The 20,747-nt window shown below is 70.2% G+C and carries 17 protein-coding genes; 7 read left to right on the top strand and 10 right to left on the bottom strand.

Going from position 1 to position 20,747, the window contains the following annotated elements:
• Nucleotides 1-90: 90 nt before the first annotated feature.
• From hflX to miaA, 6 genes are all read right to left on the bottom strand, one after another.
• Nucleotides 91-1,587: a GTPase HflX gene (hflX, locus tag ACFWU9_RS30810; RefSeq protein WP_384324257.1), complete on the bottom strand. Its 1,497-nt coding sequence runs from the start codon at nt 1,585-1,587 to the stop codon at nt 91-93.
• Nucleotides 1,588-1,794: 207 nt separating this feature from the next.
• Complete coding sequence (locus ACFWU9_RS30805) at nt 1,795-3,240, bottom strand: M1 family metallopeptidase (protein WP_384324255.1); 1,446 nt, start codon at nt 3,238-3,240, stop codon at nt 1,795-1,797.
• A 135-nt stretch (nt 3,241-3,375) separates the two neighbouring features.
• The gene (locus ACFWU9_RS30800) at nt 3,376-5,520 is read right to left on the bottom strand and encodes a RelA/SpoT family protein (RefSeq protein WP_384324253.1); all 2,145 of its coding nucleotides are present in this window, start codon (nt 5,518-5,520) and stop codon (nt 3,376-3,378) included.
• Between the two features lie 160 nt (nt 5,521-5,680).
• Entirely contained in the window at nt 5,681-6,661 is a 981-nt protein-coding gene (gene dapF, locus ACFWU9_RS30795) for a diaminopimelate epimerase (RefSeq protein ID WP_384324273.1), read from the bottom strand.
• 87 nt (nt 6,662-6,748) lie between these two features.
• Nucleotides 6,749-7,186, bottom strand: coding sequence for a hypothetical protein (locus tag ACFWU9_RS30790; protein ID WP_384324251.1), 438 nt, complete (start codon nt 7,184-7,186; stop codon nt 6,749-6,751).
• Between the two features lie 107 nt (nt 7,187-7,293).
• On the bottom strand, nt 7,294-8,232 hold the full coding sequence (gene miaA, locus ACFWU9_RS30785) for a tRNA (adenosine(37)-N6)-dimethylallyltransferase MiaA (RefSeq protein ID WP_384324249.1): 939 nt from the start codon (nt 8,230-8,232) through the stop codon (nt 7,294-7,296).
• A gap of 366 nt (nt 8,233-8,598) precedes the next feature.
• Here miaA and ACFWU9_RS30780 point away from each other — a divergent pair, with 366 nt between their 5' ends.
• Nucleotides 8,599-8,862, top strand: a complete 264-nt coding sequence (locus ACFWU9_RS30780) for an antitoxin (protein WP_384324247.1) — start codon at nt 8,599-8,601, stop codon at nt 8,860-8,862.
• Between the two features lie 153 nt (nt 8,863-9,015).
• Here the strand turns inward: ACFWU9_RS30780 and ACFWU9_RS30775 are convergent, their stop codons facing one another.
• Together ACFWU9_RS30775 and miaB are read right to left on the bottom strand one after the other, a co-directional pair.
• Entirely contained in the window at nt 9,016-9,750 is a 735-nt protein-coding gene (locus ACFWU9_RS30775; RefSeq protein ID WP_384324245.1) for a class III extradiol dioxygenase subunit B-like domain-containing protein, read from the bottom strand.
• A gap of 68 nt (nt 9,751-9,818) precedes the next feature.
• On the bottom strand, nt 9,819-11,345 hold the full coding sequence (miaB, locus tag ACFWU9_RS30770) for a tRNA (N6-isopentenyl adenosine(37)-C2)-methylthiotransferase MiaB (RefSeq protein ID WP_384324243.1): 1,527 nt from the start codon (nt 11,343-11,345) through the stop codon (nt 9,819-9,821).
• 471 nt (nt 11,346-11,816) lie between these two features.
• Here miaB and ACFWU9_RS30765 point away from each other — a divergent pair, with 471 nt between their 5' ends.
• Nucleotides 11,817-13,544, top strand: a complete 1,728-nt coding sequence (locus ACFWU9_RS30765) for an ATP-binding cassette domain-containing protein (RefSeq protein WP_384324271.1) — start codon at nt 11,817-11,819, stop codon at nt 13,542-13,544.
• Between the two features lie 343 nt (nt 13,545-13,887).
• Nucleotides 13,888-14,889, top strand: a complete 1,002-nt coding sequence (locus ACFWU9_RS30760; protein ID WP_384324241.1) for a TAXI family TRAP transporter solute-binding subunit — start codon at nt 13,888-13,890, stop codon at nt 14,887-14,889.
• Nucleotides 14,890-14,961: 72 nt separating this feature from the next.
• Here ACFWU9_RS30760 and ACFWU9_RS30755 read toward each other — a convergent pair whose 3' ends face one another.
• Complete coding sequence (locus ACFWU9_RS30755) at nt 14,962-16,389, bottom strand: ATP-binding protein (RefSeq protein WP_384324239.1); 1,428 nt, start codon at nt 16,387-16,389, stop codon at nt 14,962-14,964.
• Between the two features lie 6 nt (nt 16,390-16,395).
• Nucleotides 16,396-17,109 carry a response regulator transcription factor gene (locus ACFWU9_RS30750; RefSeq protein WP_384324237.1) on the bottom strand — a complete coding sequence of 238 codons (714 nt, stop codon included), beginning with the start codon at nt 17,107-17,109 and terminating at the stop codon, nt 16,396-16,398.
• 251 nt (nt 17,110-17,360) lie between these two features.
• On the opposite strand from ACFWU9_RS30750, the gene ACFWU9_RS30745 reads away from it, so the two are divergent.
• The 4 genes from ACFWU9_RS30745 (at nt 17,361) to ACFWU9_RS30730 (ending at nt 20,725) form a co-directional block, all read left to right on the top strand.
• Nucleotides 17,361-18,146 (top strand): amino acid ABC transporter ATP-binding protein, encoded by a 786-nt coding sequence (locus ACFWU9_RS30745; protein WP_384324235.1) that lies wholly within the window; start codon nt 17,361-17,363, stop codon nt 18,144-18,146.
• 38 nt (nt 18,147-18,184) lie between these two features.
• Nucleotides 18,185-19,027: a glutamate ABC transporter substrate-binding protein gene (locus ACFWU9_RS30740; protein WP_384324233.1), complete on the top strand. Its 843-nt coding sequence runs from the start codon at nt 18,185-18,187 to the stop codon at nt 19,025-19,027.
• Nucleotides 19,028-19,124: 97 nt separating this feature from the next.
• Nucleotides 19,125-19,793 (top strand): amino acid ABC transporter permease, encoded by a 669-nt coding sequence (locus tag ACFWU9_RS30735; protein WP_384324269.1) that lies wholly within the window; start codon nt 19,125-19,127, stop codon nt 19,791-19,793.
• Nucleotides 19,790-20,725: an amino acid ABC transporter permease gene (locus ACFWU9_RS30730; RefSeq protein ID WP_384324231.1), complete on the top strand. Its 936-nt coding sequence runs from the start codon at nt 19,790-19,792 to the stop codon at nt 20,723-20,725. Before ACFWU9_RS30735 ends, ACFWU9_RS30730 begins: the two co-directional genes overlap by 4 nt.
• Nucleotides 20,726-20,747: the final 22 nt, after the last annotated feature.

Genomic DNA, 20,747 nt, shown 5'->3' with positions numbered 1-20,747 from the left:
CCCCTCGGCAAGAGGGGGCGGGCCTTCCGCCGTAACCAGGTAGGGGCCCAAGGGCCCGAGGCCCGCGCTACGCGTGCCGCGGTGCCTCGGTCAGCCGACCGAGGGAACGGGCACGTACACGGCGAGCGCCGCGGCCAGTTCCTCGTGGACCTGCGCCTTCAGCAGCGTGCCCTCCGGGGTGTGTTCCTCGGAGAGCACCTCGCCCTCGGCGTGCACCCGTGAGACCAGACCACCGGCGGTGTACGGCACCAGGGCCTCGACCGTGATGTCGGGCCTGGGCAGCTCAGTGTCGATGAGCGCCAGCAGCTCGGCCATACCGGCGCCGGTACGCGCCGACACCGCGATCGCGTGCCGCTCCATCCGCAGCAGCCGCTGGAGGACCTCCGGGTCCGCCGCGTCGGCCTTGTTGATCACCACGATCTCGCGGACGTCGACCGCGCCCACGTCGCGGATCACCTCGCGCACGGCGGCCAGCTGCTCCTCCGGAGCGGGGTGCGACCCGTCGACCACATGCAGGATCAGATCGGAGTCCCCGACCTCCTCCATGGTCGAGCGGAACGCCTCCACGAGGTGGTGCGGCAGATGCCGGACGAATCCGACGGTGTCCGCCAGCGTGTAGATCCGGCCGCTCGGGGTCTCGGCCCGGCGCACGGTCGGGTCCAGGGTGGCGAACAGCGAGTTCTCCACCAGGACACCGGCGCCGGTGAGGCGGTTGAGCAGCGAGGACTTCCCCGCGTTCGTGTATCCGGCGATCGCGACCGACGGCACCCTGTGGCGCCTGCGCTCCTGTCGCTTGATCTCGCGGCCGGTCTTCATCTCCGCGATCTCCCGGCGCATCTTCGCCATCTTCTCGCGGATCCGGCGCCGGTCCGTCTCGATCTTGGTCTCACCTGGACCACGGGTGGCCATGCCGCCACCGCCGCCGCCACCCATCTGCCGGGACAGCGACTGACCCCAGCCGCGCAGCCTCGGCAGCATGTACTGCATCTGGGCCAGCGCGACCTGTGCCTTGCCCTCCCGCGACTTGGCGTGCTGGGCGAAGATGTCGAGGATCAGGGCAGTACGGTCGACGACCTTGACCTTGACGACGTCCTCGAGATGGATCAGCTGGCCGGGACTGAGCTCACCGTCGCAGACGACCGTGTCCGCACCCGTCTCCAGCACCAGGTCGTACAGCTCGCGTGCCTTGCCGGAGCCGATGTAGGTGGCCGGGTCGGGCTTGTCACGGCGCTGGATCACACCGTCCAGCACGAGCGCGCCGGCCGTCTCGGCCAGCGCCGCGAGCTCGGCGAGCGAATTCTCGGCTTCCTGCACGGTCCCCGAGACCCAGACGCCGACCAGGACCACGCGCTCCAGGCGCAGCTGCCGGTACTCGACCTCGGTGACGTCTTCGAGCTCGGTGGAGAGACCCGCCACGCGCCGTAGCGCCGCACGGTCGGAGCGGTCGAACTGGTCGCCGTCCCGCTCTCCGTCGATCTGCTGGCTCCAGGCGACGTCCTCTTCCATCAGGGCATCGGCCCGAAGGCTTTCCGTGCGGGGGTCCGCGAAGATCTGCTCGTCCTGGGAAGGGGAAGAAGAGGAGGTCATTGGATCCTTACGTCGAAGAGAATGTTCTGGTGATGGACAGACTGCCCATCCATATCGGTCACAACGCGTGACGGCCCGGATTGATTCCCGGCGTCACGGGCCTCGCGTTCGGTCCCGGAGTCCCGGTCCCGGCGGCGCCGCCGACACCTTGATGGTGGCACGTCATCGCCGGGACCGTCATATGGTTTCCCTCCGACGCCCTTCCGGCTACTTCGGCGCCTCGCTCCTCCACTCCGGGTGACCGGGCATCGGCGGCGTCCTGAGCCCGTACAGCCACTCCTGGAAGAAGGCCGACAGGTCACGCCCCGCGATGGCCGAGGCGAGCCGGACGAAGTCCGCCGTGCGCGCCGTACCGTACCGGTGGTCACGCACCCAGTCACGCTCCAGTCGCCGGAACTCCCCCGTGCCGATCTCCTGGCGCAGCGCGTAGAGCACCAGGGCGCTGCCGTCGTACACCACCGGCCGGAAGAGGCTGAGCTGCTTGCCCACGGCGGGCGGCTCCGGGGCGGCCGGGGGGCCGCCCGCCGCGCGCCAGCCGTCGGACAGCCGGTAGGCCTCACGCATCCGCGTCTCCAGCGGCTTGTCGGCGTGCTCCTGGGCGTACAGGGCCTCGTACCAGCTCGCGTGCCCCTCGCTGAGCCACAGGTCCGACCAGAGACGCGGCGAGACGCTGTTGCCGAACCACTGGTGCGCCAGCTCGTGGACCATGACGGAGTCGACGTACCACTCCGGGAACTCGGGCCGGGTGAAGACCGAACGCTCGAAGAGCGAGAGCGTCTGCGTCTCCAGCTCGAAGCCGGTCTCCGCGCCGGCGATCAGGACGCCGTACGTCTCGAACGGATACGTCCCGACCTGCCGCTCCATCCACTCCAGCTGTCCCGGCGTCTTCGCCAGCCAGGGCTCCAGCGTCGCGCGGTCGGCGGCCGGGACCACGTCGCGTACCGGCAGCCCGTGCGGCCCCTTCCGGTGCACCACGGCGGAGTCGCCGATGGACACCTGGGCCAGCTCCGTGGCCATGGGGTGGCGGCTGCGGTACGTCCAGGTGGTGGTGGCTCCGCTGCTGGACTTCGCCACCGGCAGTCCGTTGGCCACGACGGTCAGTTTGCCTGGCGCGGTGACCCGGAAGGTGAACGTGGCCTTGTCGGCGGGGTGGTCGTTGCCCGGGAAGACGCGGTGCGCGGCGTCGGCCTGGTTCGCCATCACGAGGCCGTCCTTGGTGCGTACCCACCCGCCCTTGCCGCCGCTCGGGTCGCTGGTGTGGGTGACGGTGAGGCGGACCGGTGAGCCGGCCTCGACGGACTGGCGCGGTGTCACCACGAGGTCTTCACCGGCGGTCGCGAAGGCGGCGCGTACGCCGTCCACCTCCACGGAGCGGACCTTGCCATGGGTGAAGTCGAGGTTGATCCGGTCCAGGTCCCGGGTCGTGCGCGCGTCGATCTTGGTGACGGCGTCGAGCGGCTTGGTGTTGTCACCTCCGTAGGTGAAGGCGATGTCGTAGGCGAGGACGTCGTAGCCGGGGTTGCCCAGGTGCGGGAAGAGCGGATCGCCGATACCGAGCGGTCCTGGGGCGGAGGCGGGGAGCGTCGCGGCCACGAGGGTGGCCGACGCGGTGGCCAGCAGGGCGGCGCGCAGCCGGCGGGAGGTGAGCAGCATGAACCACCGCTACCAGCGCCCGGGGGGCGTACGACGGCGGCGCGCTTCACGCCCACCCGAAAGAGACAGGCCCGCGCGGTTGGCCGTCCCGGCGCCACCCTCCCGTCTCGACGCCTCCTCAGGAGGCGGCCTTCTTCAGGAGGCGGGTTCGTGCTGGGCGCGGCGTACGTCGAAGACACCCGGCACATCGCGCATCGCGCGCATCAGCCCGGGGAGCCCCGCCGCGTCGGGCAGCTGAAGCGTGTACGTGTGCCGCACCCGCTGCTCGCTCGGCGGCTCCACGTTGGCCGACACGATCGCCGCGCCGGCCGTGGCGATGGCCTCGGTCAGATCGGCGAGCAGCCGTGGCCTGCCGAAGGACTCCGCGTACAGCGTGACCCGGCACTCCGCCTCGTCGCCCCAGCTCACCGCGATCGGGGAGCGGCCGAGCGCGGTCATCCTGCCGACGGCGGAACACTCGTCACGGTGCACCGTGACGGCGCCGCCGCGCACCGTGAAACCGGTGACGGCGTCGGGCGGTACGGGCGTGCAGCAGCCCGCGAGCCGTACGGTCGCCTCCGGCACGTCCACGACGACATTGGCGACTCCACGCCGCCCCGCCGTGACGGCGCCGGGCGCGCGGGGCTCGGACTCCGGCACCCTCAGGCTCTCCGGATTCGCGGCGAGCCAGCCGGCGATCGCGATCCGCGCGGCGGGCGTACGGGCGTGGTCCAGCCACTGCGGGGAGGGCCCCGGAGCGGCCTCCTGCGACTGCGCGCCGCGCGTCCCGGCCTCGGGCGCGGCAGGGCCTTCGCCGGGCTCCTGGACAGGCCCGTCGGCCAGCAGCAGGTGCACCGTGTCGCCGTCCCCCAGGACCGTACTGAGCGTCGCCAGGCGGCCGTTGACGCGCGCCCCGATGCAGCCGTGCGCGCCGTCCCCGTGCTGCGCGTACGCAGCGTCCACACAGGTCGCGCCGGCGGGCAGCCCCAGCATCCCCCCGTCGGCGAGGAAGACGGTGATCTCCCGGTCCTGGGCGAGATCGGCGCGCAGGGTCGTCCAGAACGTGTCGGGGTCCGTGGCGGACTCCTGCCACTCCAGGAGGCGGGACAGCCAGCCGGGCCTGGTCGGGTCGGCGCGTTCGCCGTCCGCCGGTTCGGCCCCGTCGACGGGCGCGTACGGGTTGCCCAGGGCGACCACACCCGCCTCGGCGACCTTGTGCATCTGGTGCGTACGGATGAGGACTTCGACGACCGCGCCGTCGGGGCCCGCGACCGCCGTGTGCAGCGACTGGTACAGGTTGTACTTGGGGGCGGCGATGAAGTCCTTGAACTCGGAGATCACCGGCGTGAAGCAGGTGTGCAACTCCCCCAGCACGGCATAGCAGTCGGCGTCCTCCCCGACCAGGACGAGCAGCCGGCCGAAGTCCGTGCCGCGCATCTCGCCGCGTTTCAGACGGGCGCGGTGCACGGAGACGAAGTGCCGCGGCCTGACCACGACTTCGGCCGTGATGTCGGCCTCCCGGAGCGTGCGCCGCACGTCCACCGCGATGGTGTCCAGGCTCAGCCCCGTCGCGGCCTTGTCTGCGATGACGTCGCGGGTGCGCGCGTACTCCTCGGGCTGGAGGATCGCGAAGACCAGATCCTCCAGCTCGGTCTTGAGCGCCTGCACACCGAGCCGTTCGGCGAGCGGGATGAGGACGTCGTGGGTGACCTTGGCGATACGGACCTGCTTCTCGGGCCGCATCACACCGAGCGTGCGCATGTTGTGCAGCCGGTCGGCGAGTTTGATCGACATCACCCGGACGTCGTTGCCGGTGGCGACCAGCATCTTGCGGAAGGTCTCGGGCTCGGCGGCGGCGCCGTAGTCCACCTTCTCCAGCTTCGTCACACCGTCGACCAGATAGCAGACCTCGTCGCCGAACTCCGCGCGCACCTGGTCGAGCGTCACATCCGTGTCCTCGACGGTGTCGTGGAGGAGAGAGGCCGTCAAGGTCGTCGTCTCGGCGCCCAGTTCGGCGAGGATCAGGGTCACGGCCAGCGGATGGGTGATGTACGGCTCGCCGCTCTTGCGGAACTGGCCTCGGTGCGACATCTCCGCCAGCACGTACGCCTTGCCCAGCACGAGCAGGTCGGCGTCCGGATGGTGCGCGCGGTGCGCCTCGGCGACATGGCCGATCGCGTCCGGCAGCCGGTCTCTGGCCCCGGGCCCCAGCAGCGCGGCCTTGCCCAGTCGGCGCAGGTCAATGCTGGTACGGCCGCGCCTGCGGCTCCGGGCACCAGGGCTGTTCGCCTCCGGGCTCATGGGGCACCTCCGGCATCTTCGACCGGCGGTGGGAGGGACAGGAGCGCCCTCCCGGCCGGTGCTTGATGCTACCGACCCCACCACGTGCCTCTGTCCACCTCTCCCCCCGCGTGAACCGGATCACCCATTCGAGGGAATCCACAGGCGAGTTCGGCGGAGTTCAGAGCGTGTCGGGACGCTCCGTCCACTCCGCGTCGAGCACGCCTTCGGCGACGATGACGGCCGGGCCCGCCATCTCGATCTCGCCGTCGGGACGTTCGGTGATGACGAGTCGTCCGCCGGGCACGTCGACCGTGTACGTGACGGGCTCTCCGGTCACCGAGGGGTCGACGCCGTCCCTGCGGGCCGCCGCGACGGCGACGGCGCACGCGCCCGTACCGCAGGACCGCGTCTCGCCGGAGCCGCGTTCGTGGACGCGCATGGCGACGTGGCGCGGGCCGCGAGCGACGACGAACTCGACGTTCACACCGTCCGGATAGACGGACTCGGGGGTGACTGACGGCGCGGTGAACAGATTCCCCGCGTGGTCGAGATCGTCGACGAAGGCGACGGCGTGGGGATTGCCCATATTGACGTTACGCGCGGGCCAACCGCGCTCTCCCACAACGACGGTGACGTCGTCTTCGGTAAGGAGGGCGCGACCCATATGGCTGGTGATCGCTCCCGCGGCGGCCGCCGCGTCGTCGCTCGTCCCGGAGCCGGAGGCCTTTTCGCTCCCGGAGGCATCGGCGGTCTCGGAGTCCTTGGCGATGTGCACCTGCTTCACGCCCGCGCGCGTGGCCACGGCGAGGTCGCCCGCGTCGACGAGACCCGCGCGCCGCAGATACCGCGCGAAGACCCGGAGCCCGTTGCCGCACATCTCGGCGACGGACCCGTCGGAGTTGCGGTAGTCCATGAACCACTCGGCGCGCTCTGCCATCGACCGGGCGTCGGGGTGCGCGGCGGACCTCACGACGTGCAGCAGCCCGTCGCCGCCGATACCGGCCCGGCGGTCGCAGAGCTTCACGACGGCGGAGGCGGACAGGTCGAGGGCGTTGTCCGGGTCGGGGATGATCACGAAGTCGTTCTCGGTCCCGTGGCCCTTGAGGAAGGGGATCGGTGACGACTGCGCGGGGGGCCGGTAGGTACTCACGAGGTCAATCGTACGAGGTGGGACCGGCAGCGCGAACGCGGAGGCGGTCGGGCAGCCCAGGCCGGAGCGGACCGGACCGCGTCGGACCTGGTCGCCTCAGCGGAGGCGGGCGACGCGCCAGACGGCGAGCGCCACGAGGGCGGCGGCCCCGGCCACGTGCAGCGCGAGCACCCGCCAGTCGGGGCGCTCGCCCGACCCGCGGGCGGGCAGACCGGGCCACACGTGGCCGACGCGGCGCGCGGCCATCATGCCCCAGCCCGCGGCGCAGCAGCTGATCAGCAGACCGAGCATGGCGACGACCGCCCCGCCGTCACCGGTGCCGAAGGCGAGGGGGAAGGCGAACATCAGCGAGCCGATGGCGGCGAGCGTCACGATGGGCGCCAGCTGCCAGATCCGCAGACGTCGCTGCGGGCGCAGCTCGACCTCGACCTCGGGGGTCACCGCGTCTTCGTCGGGTCCGTCAGGACTCAGCCGCGGAGCTTCGTCCCGCGGGTCCTGAGTCCCCTGTTCTGTGTTGCGAGGGCCGGCCTCCATCGCCACGCGCCCTCCCAACTCGGACTCCACTGGTCGATCGATGCTCGATGATGGCACGGCCCCGGGCACCGGATTGACGGCCTGAGCGTCCCGATGCCATCACGTGATCAGGCTGTGACCGCTCGTTCGACCAACCTCAGCGCGAGGTGCGGGAGTTCCTCCCTGTCGGTGGCCGCGCCACTCAGCCAGTGCACGCGCGGGTCGCGGCGGAACCAGGAGTCCTGACGGCGCGCGAAGCGCTTCGTGGCGCGTACGGTCTCGGCGCGCGCCTCCTCCTCGGTGCGGTCCCCGGCGAGGGCCGAGAGCACCTGCTGGTAGCCGAGCGCGCGCGAGGCCGTACGGCCCTCACGCAGCCCGCGCGCCTCCAACTCGCGCACCTCGTCGACGAGCCCGGCCTCCCACATACGGTCCACGCGGAGGGCGATGCGCTCGTCGAGTTCGGGGCGCTCCACGTCGACGCCGATCTGCACCGTCTCGTACACGGCGTCATGGCCCGGCAGATTGGCGGTGAACGGCTTGCCCGTGATCTCGAACACCTCCAGCGCGCGGACGATACGGCGACCGTTGCTGGGGAGGATGGCGCGGCCGGCCGGCGGGTCGGCGGCGGCGAGCCGGGCGTGCAGGGCGCCGGAACCGCGCAGCCTCAGTTCGTCCTCCAGCCGGGCGCGTACCTCGGGGTCGGTGCCGGGGAAGTCGAGGGCGTCGATGGCGCCCCGTACGTAGAGGCCGGAGCCGCCGACGAGGACAGGTGTACGGCCCGCAGCGAGGAGCCGGTCGATCTCGATCCTGGCCAGCCGCTGGTACTCGGCGACGTTGGCCGCCTCGGTGACGTCCCAGATGTCGAGGAGGTGGTGCGGGACGCCGCGGCGCTCCTCGCTCGTCAGCTTGGCGGTTCCGATGTCCATCCCCCGGTAGAGCTGCATCGAGTCGGCGTTGACGACCTCACCGTCGAGTTGCCGGGCGAGATGGACGCCCAGGTCTGATTTGCCGGCCGCGGTGGGGCCGACGACGGCGATGACCCGCGGTGCGCTCGCTGCAATTCTCACGGCCCCAGTCTCGCAAACCCGGTGGCAGGTTCCCGAACGAGTTACGTGACGGGCCCCCTGCGGGGTCGTTGGCCGGTGCGAGATTCCGGCTGCCGGTTTTCGGGCCGGTGCCGTGGGGCAGCGCGGCGGGATGCTCAGGGCTACGCGGAATTTCGCCCGCACGAGTAGCATATGGAGTGGATATGGGTGCTTTTGAACTGCTTCGTCGGGAGTCCAAACGGACAACCGAGGAGGCCGGGCCGGTTTCCGCTCCGGCGAGCGGCCGATCAGCGGAAGGCGACGAAGGCGCCCGTAGGTGACAACCGCAGCCAGAAGTAAAACGGCAGCGAGCCGATCGCCCCGACGGGCGACGAGGGAAGGTGACCCATGAGCTTCCGTGACTCACTGAAGGCCAGGCTCTCCCCGGCCAAGGACAAAGTCTCCGACCTCGCGCAGCAGCACGGGGGAAGGATCGGAGAGGGCCTGGACAAGGCCGCGAAAACGGTCGACCAGCGGACCAAGGGCAGGTACAGCGAGAAGATCGAGTCCGGGACGGGCAAGGCCAAGGACGCTCTGGAGCGCATGGCCCACAAAGGCGGCGACGACATGGGCAGCCCGCCCTCGTCCCCTCCCCCGCCGCCCTCCTCCTGAGACCCGACGGCGACGACGGCCCGCGAGGCCCGAAAGGACACCTCGCGGGCGTCGACGTGCCTCGGGGGCTCTAGGTGTCCTGGCCGGCGGACGGAAGGATCTTCAGACCCTCGTCGGCGGTCCCGCAGAGACGCGGCGAGTCCCTCTGAGCCCCTACGACCAGGCCGCGACCAGGTACCCCACGCCGTACGGGGCCCCGTCGTAGAGCAGGGCGCCGTTCAGGCCCGCGCCCTCCGCCGCGCCCGCGAGGACCTGCCAGCACGCGCGGCCGGCCGCCTTCAGGTCGGTCGCGAGCGTCTCGTCCAGGGCGGCGAGCGCCTCCACGTCCGCCGTCGCCAGTGCCCGTGCGACCTCGGCGTCGAACGCGGCGGCGCGCGCGTCGAGATACCCGGGAGCCTTGAGCGTGCGGCACGCGCTGGCGTCGCCCATCACCAGCAGCGCCACCCGTTCGTCGGCGGTCGCGATGTCCCTTCCGGTTCTGATACACCGCTCGGCGGCGAGTGGTTCCCGAATGCCCAGGCCCTCGATCGGGGAGGCGGACCAGGCGACGCGCGCGAGGAGCCAGGCGGCGACGGCCAGCGAGGCGGGCAGTTCGTCACCGGTCCGCGCCTCGCGGTCCCCCGGTCCCGCCCGCGTCCCGTCGAGCGTGACGTCGAGATCCACCCCGTAGCCCCGGAAGGAGCCGTACGCGCCCTGCGGATACGGCTCCACGTCGCCCGGGCCCGCCGAGGGGCCGACGACCGCCAGCCGGTCCGGCCGGGATGCGGCGAGCACGCCGAGAGCGTCGGCGCACGCGTCCCGCGCGGCGTCGAGTTCGCCCGCGGCGCCGGCGGCCACGGCGGGGACGAGCAGAGGCGGACAGGGGCACACGGCGGCGGATACGAGCATGCTGCGCAGACTAGGCCCTGCCCGGGCACGGAGGGCGCTTGCGGGGACCGGCGCGAACGGCCGGCCCGTCAGACGGCCGAGCAGCCACCCGCCGGCTCGGGCAGCGGCGGCGGCACACCGATCGACGGCAGGCCGAGCAGCACACCGGCGGGCTGGGGCGGGGCGGCGTTGCGCCTCTCCCAGGCGTCACCCGCGCGGGTACGCCGTATCCGCGTCGTGGGCCCCTCGGCGAGCAGGTGGTGCGGGGCCGCGTATGTGATGTCGACGGTCACCACGTCGCCGGGCCGCACCTGCTCGTCGGGCGCGGTGAAGTGCACCAGCCGGTTGTCGGGGGCGCGGCCGGAGAGCCTGCGGGTGGCCCCGTCCTTCCGGCCCTCGCCTTCGGCGACCATGACGTCGAGCGTCCGGCCGACCTGCGTCTTGTTCTCGTCCCAGGAGATCTCCTCCTGGAGCGCGACGAGGCGCAGATAGCGCTCCTGCACGACCTCCTTGGGAATCTGCCCGTCCATGTCGGCGGCGGACGTTCCGGGGCGCTTGGAGTACTGGAAGGTGAAGGCGTTCGCGAAGCGCGCCTCACGCACGGTGTGCAGCGTCTGCTGGAAGTCCTCCTCGGTCTCACCGGGGAAGCCCACGATGATGTCGGTGGAGATGGCGGCGTGCGGGATGGCCGCGCGGACCTTGTCGATGATCCCGAGGAATCGCTCCTGCCGGTACGAGCGACGCATCGCCTTCAGGACGGTGTCCGAGCCGGACTGGAGGGGCATGTGGAGCTGCGGCATGACGTTGGGTGTCTCGGCCATCGCGGCGATGACGTCGTCGGTGAAGTCGCGCGGGTGCGGCGAGGTGAAGCGGACGCGCTCCAGGCCCTCGATCCTCCCGCAGGCCCGCAGGAGCTTGGAGAAGGCCTCGCGGTCGCCGATGTCGGAGCCGTACGCGTTGACGTTCTGGCCGAGCAGTGTGATCTCCGAGACGCCTTCGGCGACGAGCGCCTCGACCTCGGCGAGTACGTCGCCGGGGCGCCGGTCCTTCTCCTTGCCGCGCAGGGCGGGGACGATGCAGAAGGTGCAGGTGTTGTTGCAGCCCACGGAGATGGAGACCCACGCGGCGTAGGCGGACTCGCGGCGCGTCGGCAGCGTGGAGGGGAACGCCTCCAGCGACTCGGCGATCTCGACCTGTGCCTCTTCCTGTACGCGGGCGCGCTCCAGCAGGACGGGGAGCTTGCCGATGTTGTGCGTACCGAAGACGACGTCGACCCAGGGCGCCCTCTTGACGATGGTGTCGCGGTCCTTCTGCGCCAGGCAGCCGCCGACGGCGATCTGCATGCCGGGGCGCCGGGTCTTCATCGGGGCGAGCCGGCCGAGGTTGCCGTAGAGCTTGTTGTCCGCGTTCTCGCGAACGGCGCAGGTGTTGAAGACGACGACGTCGGCGTCGCCGTCGGCGTCGGCGGGGGCCCGGACATAGCCCGCGTCCTCCAGGAGACCGGACAATCGCTCGGAATCGTGGACGTTCATCTGGCACCCGTAGGTGCGTACCTCGTACGTCCGCTCGACACGCACTTCGTCCACGGCTCCGGCCCGGTCACTGCTGATGGTCACTCGTCAAGGGTACGGGGGTGCCCGAGGTGGCCCCGCCAGTGGCTTGCGCGGGTGCGCTCCGGAGCCCTGAGGCCCTGAATCCCGTCCGTCACTGGCGTATCGCCATCGGCGATTCGGACAGCGGCGGGCCGGGGGCCCTCCCGGCGCCCCAAGGGCCGAGCGATTCGACGCGCCGCGCGCACCGCGCCCCGTACGGAATCCGCTCCGTCTCAAACACGTGTGTTCGATATGGCGGCTCGTCTCGTTGAACCCGACGACAGCGACCGGACGGCACCGGACGCAGGCGACGAAACACGTAGGGGAGATCAGTTGACCTCGACAGAAAGCCGGTACAAGCGATCAGTGACACCACCGCCGCCGCCTCCCGCCGAGATCGTCTACTCCGGCGAGTACTCGGTGAATCCGCTCGGGGAGGTCTCCTTCGGCAAGCTGTGCGCCCAGCTCCCGTCGGTCCTGCGGCGTATCGCCTCCATGTCGTGGGCCATGGACCGCCGGGCCGTCGTGCTGCTCCTGGCCTGTCAGCTGGTGACGGGTGTGGCCGCGGCCGTCCTGCTGACCGCGACGGCCAGTGCCATGCGTCCGATCCTCGGCGGCGGCGCGGTCGCCGACCGGCTGGAGCAGGCGCTGCCGGCCCTTCTCGTCGTCGGCACGGCGACGGCACTGACCCGTGCCGCCTCCGCCGTGTCCATGTACGCGTCGCGACGTCTCACGCCCAAGCTGACGACCGCGACGGACACCGCCCTGGTGGAGGCGGTCTGCCGCGTCGAGGCGGCGGCGTACGCGGTGGACGGGTTCGCGGACCGCCAGGAGGCCGCGGAGATGGGGGTGGCGCGTACGCATGTGATGGTCACCGACGCCCAGCGGTTCATGTCGGCCCTCGTCAGGATGGTCACCGCCACCGCCGTCCTGTCGCTGCTGAACGTACTGATGCTGCCGCTGCTGCTCCTCGCGGTGCTCCCGGCCGGCGTGGGCGCGGTGCTCACCGCCCGCGTCGACTACGAGATCCACTACGCGAACGTCGCCGACCGCAATGTGCGGGGCATGATGCGCTGGTGGTCGACGACGCCCAAGTACGGCGACGAGGTCCGCGCCAACGGCATGACGGACTATCTGCTGTTCTGGTACCGATCGCTCTCCGAACGGGTCGACCGGCGCACGCTCGCCGCCGCCCCTCGAACGCTGCGGATCGCGCTGCTGTCCTCACTCGTGGGCGGGGTGTTCCTGGTCGCCACGTGGGCGGCCCTCGCCTGGCTGGCGGGAACGGGCAGGGTGGCGCTCGCCGTCGCGGCCACGGCCGTCGTCGCCGTGCAGACCACGCTGGCGGCCCTGTCGCAGGTGATCGTCAACGGCGCCGCCGTGTTCCATACGAGCCTCTATCTCAGCGACATGCAGGCGTTCCTCGACGACGCCGGGAAGCGCGCTCCGGAGCGTGGCGAGTTGTCGGTGAGCGCGCCGGTGGACGAGATCAGGCTGGAGGAGGTCAGCTACCACTACCCGGGCAAGGAGAAGCCGGCCGTCGACTCGCTCTCCCTGACCATGCGGCGCGGAGAGATCCTGGCGATCGTCGGTGTGAACGGCTCCGGCAAGTCGACCCTGACCCGTCTGATCACCGGCATCTACCTGGCCGACAAGGGCCGGGTCCTGTGGAACGGTGCGGACCTCGCCTCCGTGGACAGGTCCACCGTGTGGCGGTGCACCGGGCTGGTGCCGCAGATCTTCGCGCAGTGGCCGCTGCGCGTCCGCGAGAACGTGACGCTGGGTCAGCCCCGGACCTTCGACGACGGGCCTGTGTGGGAGGCGCTCGACGCGGTCGGCATGCGCGACGCCGTCGAGGAGCTGCCGAACGGTCTCGACACCCTCCTCGCGAGGGAGGTGTTCGGCGGGGCCGAGCTGTCCGGTGGACAGTGGCAGCGTCTGGCCTGTTCCAGAGCGCTGTACCGGCGCCCGCCACTGCTGATCCTTGACGAGCCCACCTCACAGATGGATCCGCGCGGCGAGCATCAGATCTTCGAGGAGATCAAGGCGATCGCCGGTGACCGCATCACCATCGTCGTGACGCACCGTCTGGAGAACACAAGGGTCGCCGATCACATCGTGGTGATGGAGCGGGGCCGGATCACCGAACAGGGCCGCTACGACGACCTCGTCCACGCGGGCGGCACCTTCGCCGAACTCCTCGCGCTCTCCCAGGACCGCTGACCGGTGGAGGCCCGTCGGGACAGGTCAGCCGGCGGGCCGGATCCGATCAGGTCCGACCGATCAGGCCCGCGGAATCCGGGGTGTTTGGCCTCCGAAGTCCTGGGTACGCGCTCCGGGCTGCGCCCGGCGCCAGGCCTGGGGAGGTCTGGGGCGCCGGTCAACCCGGTCCTCGATCCCGCGAAGGACGTGGACCGGGGCGCAGTCCACACGTCGCGGGCCTGCCCGACACCGGAGCGGAGGACGGCCCGGAACGATCGTCCCGGGCCCCGGCGTCGCCGGGGCGGAAGTCAAGCCGGGACTCCAGGCCTGGCCTTTACGGCGAGTGAGCTGGCAGGATCGCCACATGTTCCCCCTTCCGCCCCGTATGAGCCGTCGCACCGCCTTCGTAGGAGGCGTGGCCGCCCTGGTGGTGGCCGGGCTGCTGGCGTGGTGGCTGGTACCGCTCGGGGAGAAGGCTCCGAGCGGCTCCGTCAAGTTCAGTACGGGCGTGACGAGCGGGGTCTACGAACGCTACGGGTACCTCCTGAAGGAGGACCTCGCCAAGGATCTGCCCAATGTGTCGATAGGGCTTCTGACCAGCCAGGGATCGCAGGAGAACATCTCACGGGTGGCCACGGGGAAGGCCGACTTCACCATCGCCACCGCCGACGCCGTCGCGAAGTACCGGCGGGACAACGGACCCGGCGCCGACCGGCTGCGTGGTTGCGCACGGCTCTACGACGACTACGTACAGCTGATAGCGGCCAAGAGCTCCGGCATCAAGACGGCGCGGGATCTGCGCGGCAAGCGGGTCGGCGTGGGCCAGGAGGGCTCCGGCGTGCGGCTGATCGCCGACCGTCTGCTGACAGCCGCCGGGCTGCATCCCAAGAAGGCCGTCAGGTCGGTCTCCGCCGGCATCGACACCATGCCCGGCCTTCTGGAGTCGGGGGACCTCGACGCCTTCTTCTGGTCCGGCGGGCTGCCCACCGCCGCCGTGCAGCAGTTGTCGGAACGCTTCGACATCAGCCTGGTGCCCCTCGACGACGCCCTCGTCGACAGGCTGCACGACACGGCCCCCGTGGACACCCGCTACTACCGTTCGGCGATGATGCCGGCCGACGCGTACAAGAGGGCGCAGGACGGTACGGCGGTGCCGACGGTGGCCGTGGCGAACCTGCTGGTCACCACCGACCGGATCGACGCCGATCTGACCGAGGGCTTCACCCGCACCGTGATCAAGAGCCGCGACCGCATCGGTAAGAAGGTCCACCCGGCGCAGCTCGTGGATCTGCGGACGGCGATCTACACCGATCCGCTCCAACTGCACGACGGCGCGCTGCACTACTACCGTTCGGTCAAGCCGTAGGGGCCGCCGAGCCTCGTACCCCTCGGCCCTCACCCCTCAGCTCCGGGCGCCCCGGCCCCGAGCCCTCACCTCTCAAGAGGAGGCCGGTGAGGACCTCGGCACCGACAGCGTCACCCGCAGCCCGCGAGGCTCGGCCTGCTCGTACGCGATCGTCCCGCCGCCCGCCGCCAACAGCGCCCGCGAGATGGACAGACCGAGCCCCGACCCCTTCACGTTCTGGTGCCGGTTGCTGCGCCAGAAGCGGTCGCCGATCCGGTCCATCTCGTCGTCGGAGAGTCCGGGCCCCCCGTCGGTGACGGTGATGGTGGTGCGGTCGGAGCCGGCGCGTTCAACACGTACGTCCACCCCGCCGCCCTCCGGCGTGAACTTCAGGGCGTTGTCCACGACGGCGTCGAGCGCGCTGGAGAGCGCGACGGGGTCCGCCCAGCCGGTGACCGCGCCGGTGCTCTCGGTGAGCCGTACGCCCTTCTCCTCGGCGTACGCCCGCCACGCCGCCACGCGTTCGGACGCCAGCGCCCCGACGTCGGTGAGCCGCAGATCGGCGGGAGCGTGTTCGGCGAGGGCCAGGTCCAGCAGATCGTCCAGGACCTGGCCGAGCCGCTTGCCCTCCGTACGGACGGAGGCGATCTCCTCGTTCCCGGCGGGCAGTTCGAGTGCGAGCAGTTCGATCCGCAGCAGCAGTGCGGCGAGCGGGTTCCTCAACTGGTGGGAGGCGTCGGCGACAAAGGCGCGTTGCTGTTCGAGCACGTCCTCGACGTTGTCGGCCATCTCGTTGAAGGAGTGGGCCAGCCGCCGGAGTTCGGGCGGGCCGCCGGCGGCGGCCACACGGGACTTCATCCGCCCCGTCGCGATGTCGTGCGTGGCGGCGTCCAGCACCCGTACCGGACGCAGCACCCACCCCGTCAGCCGGAACGCCGCCCCCACGGCGAGCAGCATGGCGGCGGCCTCCCCGGCGGCGATGTACATCCAGCCTTCGAGGATCCGCGACCGCATCCGCCCGGTGGGCGAATCGGTCACCACGACCGCGACGACGTCGCCGTCCCGTACGACCGGGGACGCGACTATCAGCCTGCCGTGCCGCTGCCAGGGCCAGACCTGCTGGGGATCGTCGCTACGACGCCCCAGGAGGGCCTCCTGGAAGGCCAGGCGCCCCTCCCCCGTCCGGGGCACCGTCCAGCCCTCAGGGGCCCGCGCCATGGCCTCTCCGTCGCGGTAGAAGACGCCCGCCCGGATGCCGTACACCTTGAAGTAGCGCTTGAGCTCTTCCTCCAGCAGGGTGCCGCGCTCGTCGGAGCCGATGGCCGCGCCGGAGCTCGCGCCTCCGGTGTCGCCCTCGCTGACGAACTGCGCGAGGGCGGCGACGCGCGCCGTGTCGTCGATGCGGTCGACGACGACGTCCTGCTGCTGCGCCGAGGCCAGGCTCACGGCGAGCGGGAAGCCGAGCGCGAGGAGCACGCCCGCCATGAGGACGATCAGCAGGGGGAGAAGTCGGGTACTCACCGGGAGTTACGGTCCTTGATGAGCGGCGGGGGCGACGAGACGGTAGCCGACGCCCCGCACCGTCTCGATCAGGGCGGGCATCCGGAGCTTGGAACGCAGCGACGCCACATGCACTTCGAGCGTGCGCCCCGTCCCCTCCCAGCTGGTGCGCCACACCTCGCTGATGATCTGCTCCCGCCGGAAGACGACGCCGGGACGCTGCGCGAGGAGGGCGAGCAGGTCGAACTCCTTGCGGGTCAGCTGGATCGGGGCGTCGTCCACGGTGACGCGGCGGGTGGACAGTTCGATGGCGACCGGCCCGAGGCGCAGCGAGTCCCCGGCGCCCGCTCCGGCCTCCTCGCCGCCGACGCTGCGCCGGCTGACGGCGTGGATGCGGGCGAGCAACTCCCCCGTGTCGTAGGGCTTGGTGACGTAGTCGTCCGCGCCGAGGTTCAACCCATGGATCCGGGAACGGACATCGGCACGCGCCGTCACCATGATCACCGGGGTCGAGCAGAGTTTGCGGATCTTGCCGCAGACCGCGTAACCGTCCTGGTCGGGGAGTCCGAGGTCGAGGAGTACGACTCCGTAAGGAGACTTCGTCCCGTCGGTCACCGGGAGCAGCGCCTGGAGGGCCTCTTCGCCGCTGCGCGCGTGCGTGACGTCGAAGCCGTGCCTGGCCAGTACGGCGGCGAGGGCCGCCGCGACATGATCGTCGTCCTCGACGAGCAGCAGCCTCATGGCCCTCCTCCGTGGTGTGGCCGTCACAGTACGTACCAGGGCATCCACGCCCATGGCGGCCGCACCAGTCAAGCCACTTCCCGTTAAGGGACAGTTTCCGTTACCCACCCGGTACTCCGAACCGGCCAGCTTCACACGGTGTGTCCGGTTGCGGCCGGATCGTTATGCTCAATTTCCCCTCAGATGTAATGACGCTGGTCGCAGTGCGTGACTAAGGTCCTCCCAACCGAGGAGGACGGAGCAAGAAGCCGATGAGCGGAGTTTCAGTGACCAAGGAAACCGAGGGCGCCGGGCAGGCGTCGGGCGACCTGGTCGTGCTGAGCAACGTCAACAAGCACTTCGGCGCGCTGCATGTGCTCCAGGACATCGACCTGACCATCGCCCGTGGCGAGGTCGTCGTCGTGATCGGGCCCTCGGGGTCCGGCAAGTCCACACTGTGCCGCGCCATCAACCGTCTGGAGCCGATCGACTCAGGCAGCATTTCGCTCGACGGGAAGCCGCTGCCCGCCGAAGGCAAGGAGCTGGCCCGACTGCGCGCCGACGTCGGCATGGTCTTCCAGTCCTTCAACCTCTTCGCGCACAAGACCGTCCTGGAGAACGTCACTCTGGGGCAGATCAAGGTCCGCAAGAAGGACAAGCGGGCCGCGGACGAGTTCGCACGGACCCTGCTGGACCGAGTCGGTGTGGCCAACCAGGCGGACAAGTACCCCGCTCAGCTCTCCGGTGGTCAGCAGCAGCGCGTCGCGATCGCCCGCGCGCTGGCCATGGAGCCCAAGGTGATGCTCTTCGACGAGCCGACCTCGGCGCTCGACCCGGAAATGATCAACGAGGTGCTCGAAGTCATGCAGCAGCTCGCACGTGACGGCATGACCATGGTCGTGGTCACCCACGAGATGGGCTTCGCGCGGTCCGCCGCGAATCGGGTCGTCTTCATGGCGGACGGCCAGATCGTCGAAGAGGCGACGCCGGAGCAATTCTTCACGAACCCTCGCAGCGACCGGGCCAAGGACTTCCTGTCAAAGATCCTGCACCACTGAGCTGCCCGTAACTTTCGAGACAACGAAGGATGTTGACCATGAATCTCCGTAAAGCAAGCGCTGCCGCCGCCGCCGTACTGGCCCTTTCACTGACCGCGACCGCGTGCGGTTCCGACGACGGCGACTCGTCGAGCGAGGGTGACAGCGGCGGCAAGAAGGTCACCGTCGGTATCAAGTTCGACCAGCCCGGTATCGGTCTGAAGACGCCGGACGGTTCCTACACCGGCTTCGATGTCGACGTCGCGACGTACGTGGCGAAGGAACTCGGTTACGCCGAGGGCGACATCGAGTGGAAGGAGACCCCGAGCGCCGACCGTGAGACCGCTCTTGAGCGCGGCGACGTCGACTTCATCGTGGCCTCCTACTCGATCACCGACGAGCGCAAGGCGAAGGTCGACTTCGCCGGACCGTATCTGCTGGCCCACCAGGACCTGCTGATCCGCTCCGACGACAACATCGCCAAGGGCGCGGACCTGAACGGCAAGAAGCTCTGCTCGGTCGCGGGCTCCACCTCGGCGCAGAACGTGAGCGACGAGCTGGCTCCCAAGGCCCAGCTGAAGGAGTACGGCACGTACTCGGAGTGCATCGACGCCCTCGCCAGCGGCGCGGTCGACGCGCTGACCACCGACGACTCGATCCTCGCCGGTTACGCCTCGCAGGAGCAGAACAAGGGCAAGTTCAAGCTCGCCGGCCTCAGCCTGAGCAACGAGAACTACGGCATCGGTGTCAAGAAGGGCGACACCAAGATGGTCGACGACATCAACGCCGCTCTCGAGAAGATGGTCACCGACAAGGCCTGGGACAAGGCCGTGACGGACAACTTCGGCCCGGCCGACTACAAGAACGAGCCCGCCCCGAAGATCGGCAACATCGTCAGCTGAATCGGCACGGGCGTCAGCTCGTACGGCGCAGATGTGGCGCGCCGCCCCCTGAGGGTGGCGCGCCATGCCATCAACAAACGCGAGAGCGCGGGAGATCGTGTTCGACTTTCTTGAAGGTTACGACCTGCTCGGGGCGTTCTGGGTAACGGTGCAACTCGCCGTCTTCTCCGGAATCGGCTCCCTCATCCTGGGCACCATTCTTGCCGCGATGCGGGTGAGCCCGGTTCCGTTGATGCGCGGATTCGGCACGGTGTACGTCAACGTCGTCCGGAACATTCCGCTCACCGTCATCATCGTCTTCTCCTCCCTCGGTCTCGCCGATGTCTTCGGCATCACGCTGGGGGCGGCCGACGACTTCGACGCGCTGAGCTTCCGGCTGGCCATTCTCGGACTGACCGCCTATACGGCCGCGTTCGTCTGTGAGGCCATCCGGTCCGGCATCAACACGGTGCCCGTCGGGCAGGCGGAGGCCGCGCGGGCCATCGGGCTGAACTTCACCCAGGTCCTGACGCTCATAGTCCTTCCCCAGGCGTTCCGCTCCGTCATCGGGCCTCTCACCAACGTGCTGATCGCCCTGACGAAGAACACGACGGTGGCCGCGGCCATCGGTGTGGCGGAAGCAGCCCTCCTGATGAAGGAGATGATCGAGAACGAGTCGCAACTCATCCTCATCTCGGCGATCTTCGCCTTCGGGTTCGTGGTCCTGACACTGCCGACCGGTCTTCTCCTCGGCTGGGTCGCCAAGCGAGTGGCGGTGAAGCGATGACTTCCGTTCTGTACGACGCGCCGGGTCCCGGCGCCAAGCGGCGCAACATCGTCTACACGGTGCTGTTCCTGATCGTCCTGGCCCTCGGTGTGTGGTGGGTCTACTCCGCCATGGACGACAAGGGACAGCTGGAGTGGGCGAAGTGGAGCCCCTTCACCGAGTCCCAGGCATGGTCGACGTATCTCCTGCCGGGCCTCGCCAACACCGCCAAGGCCGCGGCGCTCGCGCTGGTCATCGCGCTGCCCCTGGGAGCGCTGTTCGGCATAGCCAGGCTCTCCGACCACCGCTGGATCAGGGTTCCCGCCGGTGTGGTCGTGGAGTTCTTCCGCGCGATCCCCGTGCTGATCCTCATGGTGTTCGCGAACCAGTTCTACGCGACGTCCACCGACATCAGTACGGAGACGCGCCCCCTGTACGCGGTCGTCACCGGCCTCGTGCTGTACAACGCGTCCGTGCTGGCCGAGGTCGTCCGCGCGGGCATCCTGTCCCTGCCCAGGGGACAGACGGAGGCCGCCAAGGCGATCGGTCTGCGCAAGGGCCAGACGATGCGGAGCATCCTGCTGCCGCAGTCGGTGACCGCGATGCTGCCGGCACTCGTGAGCCAGCTCGTCGTGATCGTGAAGGACACCGCGCTCGGCGGTGCCCTCCTCAGCTTCCCGGAGCTGCTCAACGCCCGGAAGACGCTGGCCGCGAACTACTCGAACGTCATCCCGAGCTTCATCGTCGTCGCGGTGATCTTCATCGTGCTGAACCTCCTGCTGACGACCTTCGCGTCCTGGCTGGAGAAGCGGCTGCGCCGCGCCAAGAGGAGCACCGGTGCGGTGCTGACCGGCGAGGCGATGGAGGACCTGACCCCGACGGGTACGCCGGAGAGGCTCACGGACGCCCGCAAGACGGACGGCGGGGGCGGCGGAAGCGGCGCGGTTCCCTAGCCGTGAGGGCCCCGCGAACGGG

Origin of the sequence: Streptomyces sp. NPDC058653, from assembly GCF_042716895.1 — a bacterium.
GTDB lineage: Bacteria > Actinomycetota > Actinomycetes > Streptomycetales > Streptomycetaceae > Streptomyces.
Note: the sequence above shows the minus strand (reverse complement) of the source record. Positions and strands in the feature narration are given on the sequence as shown.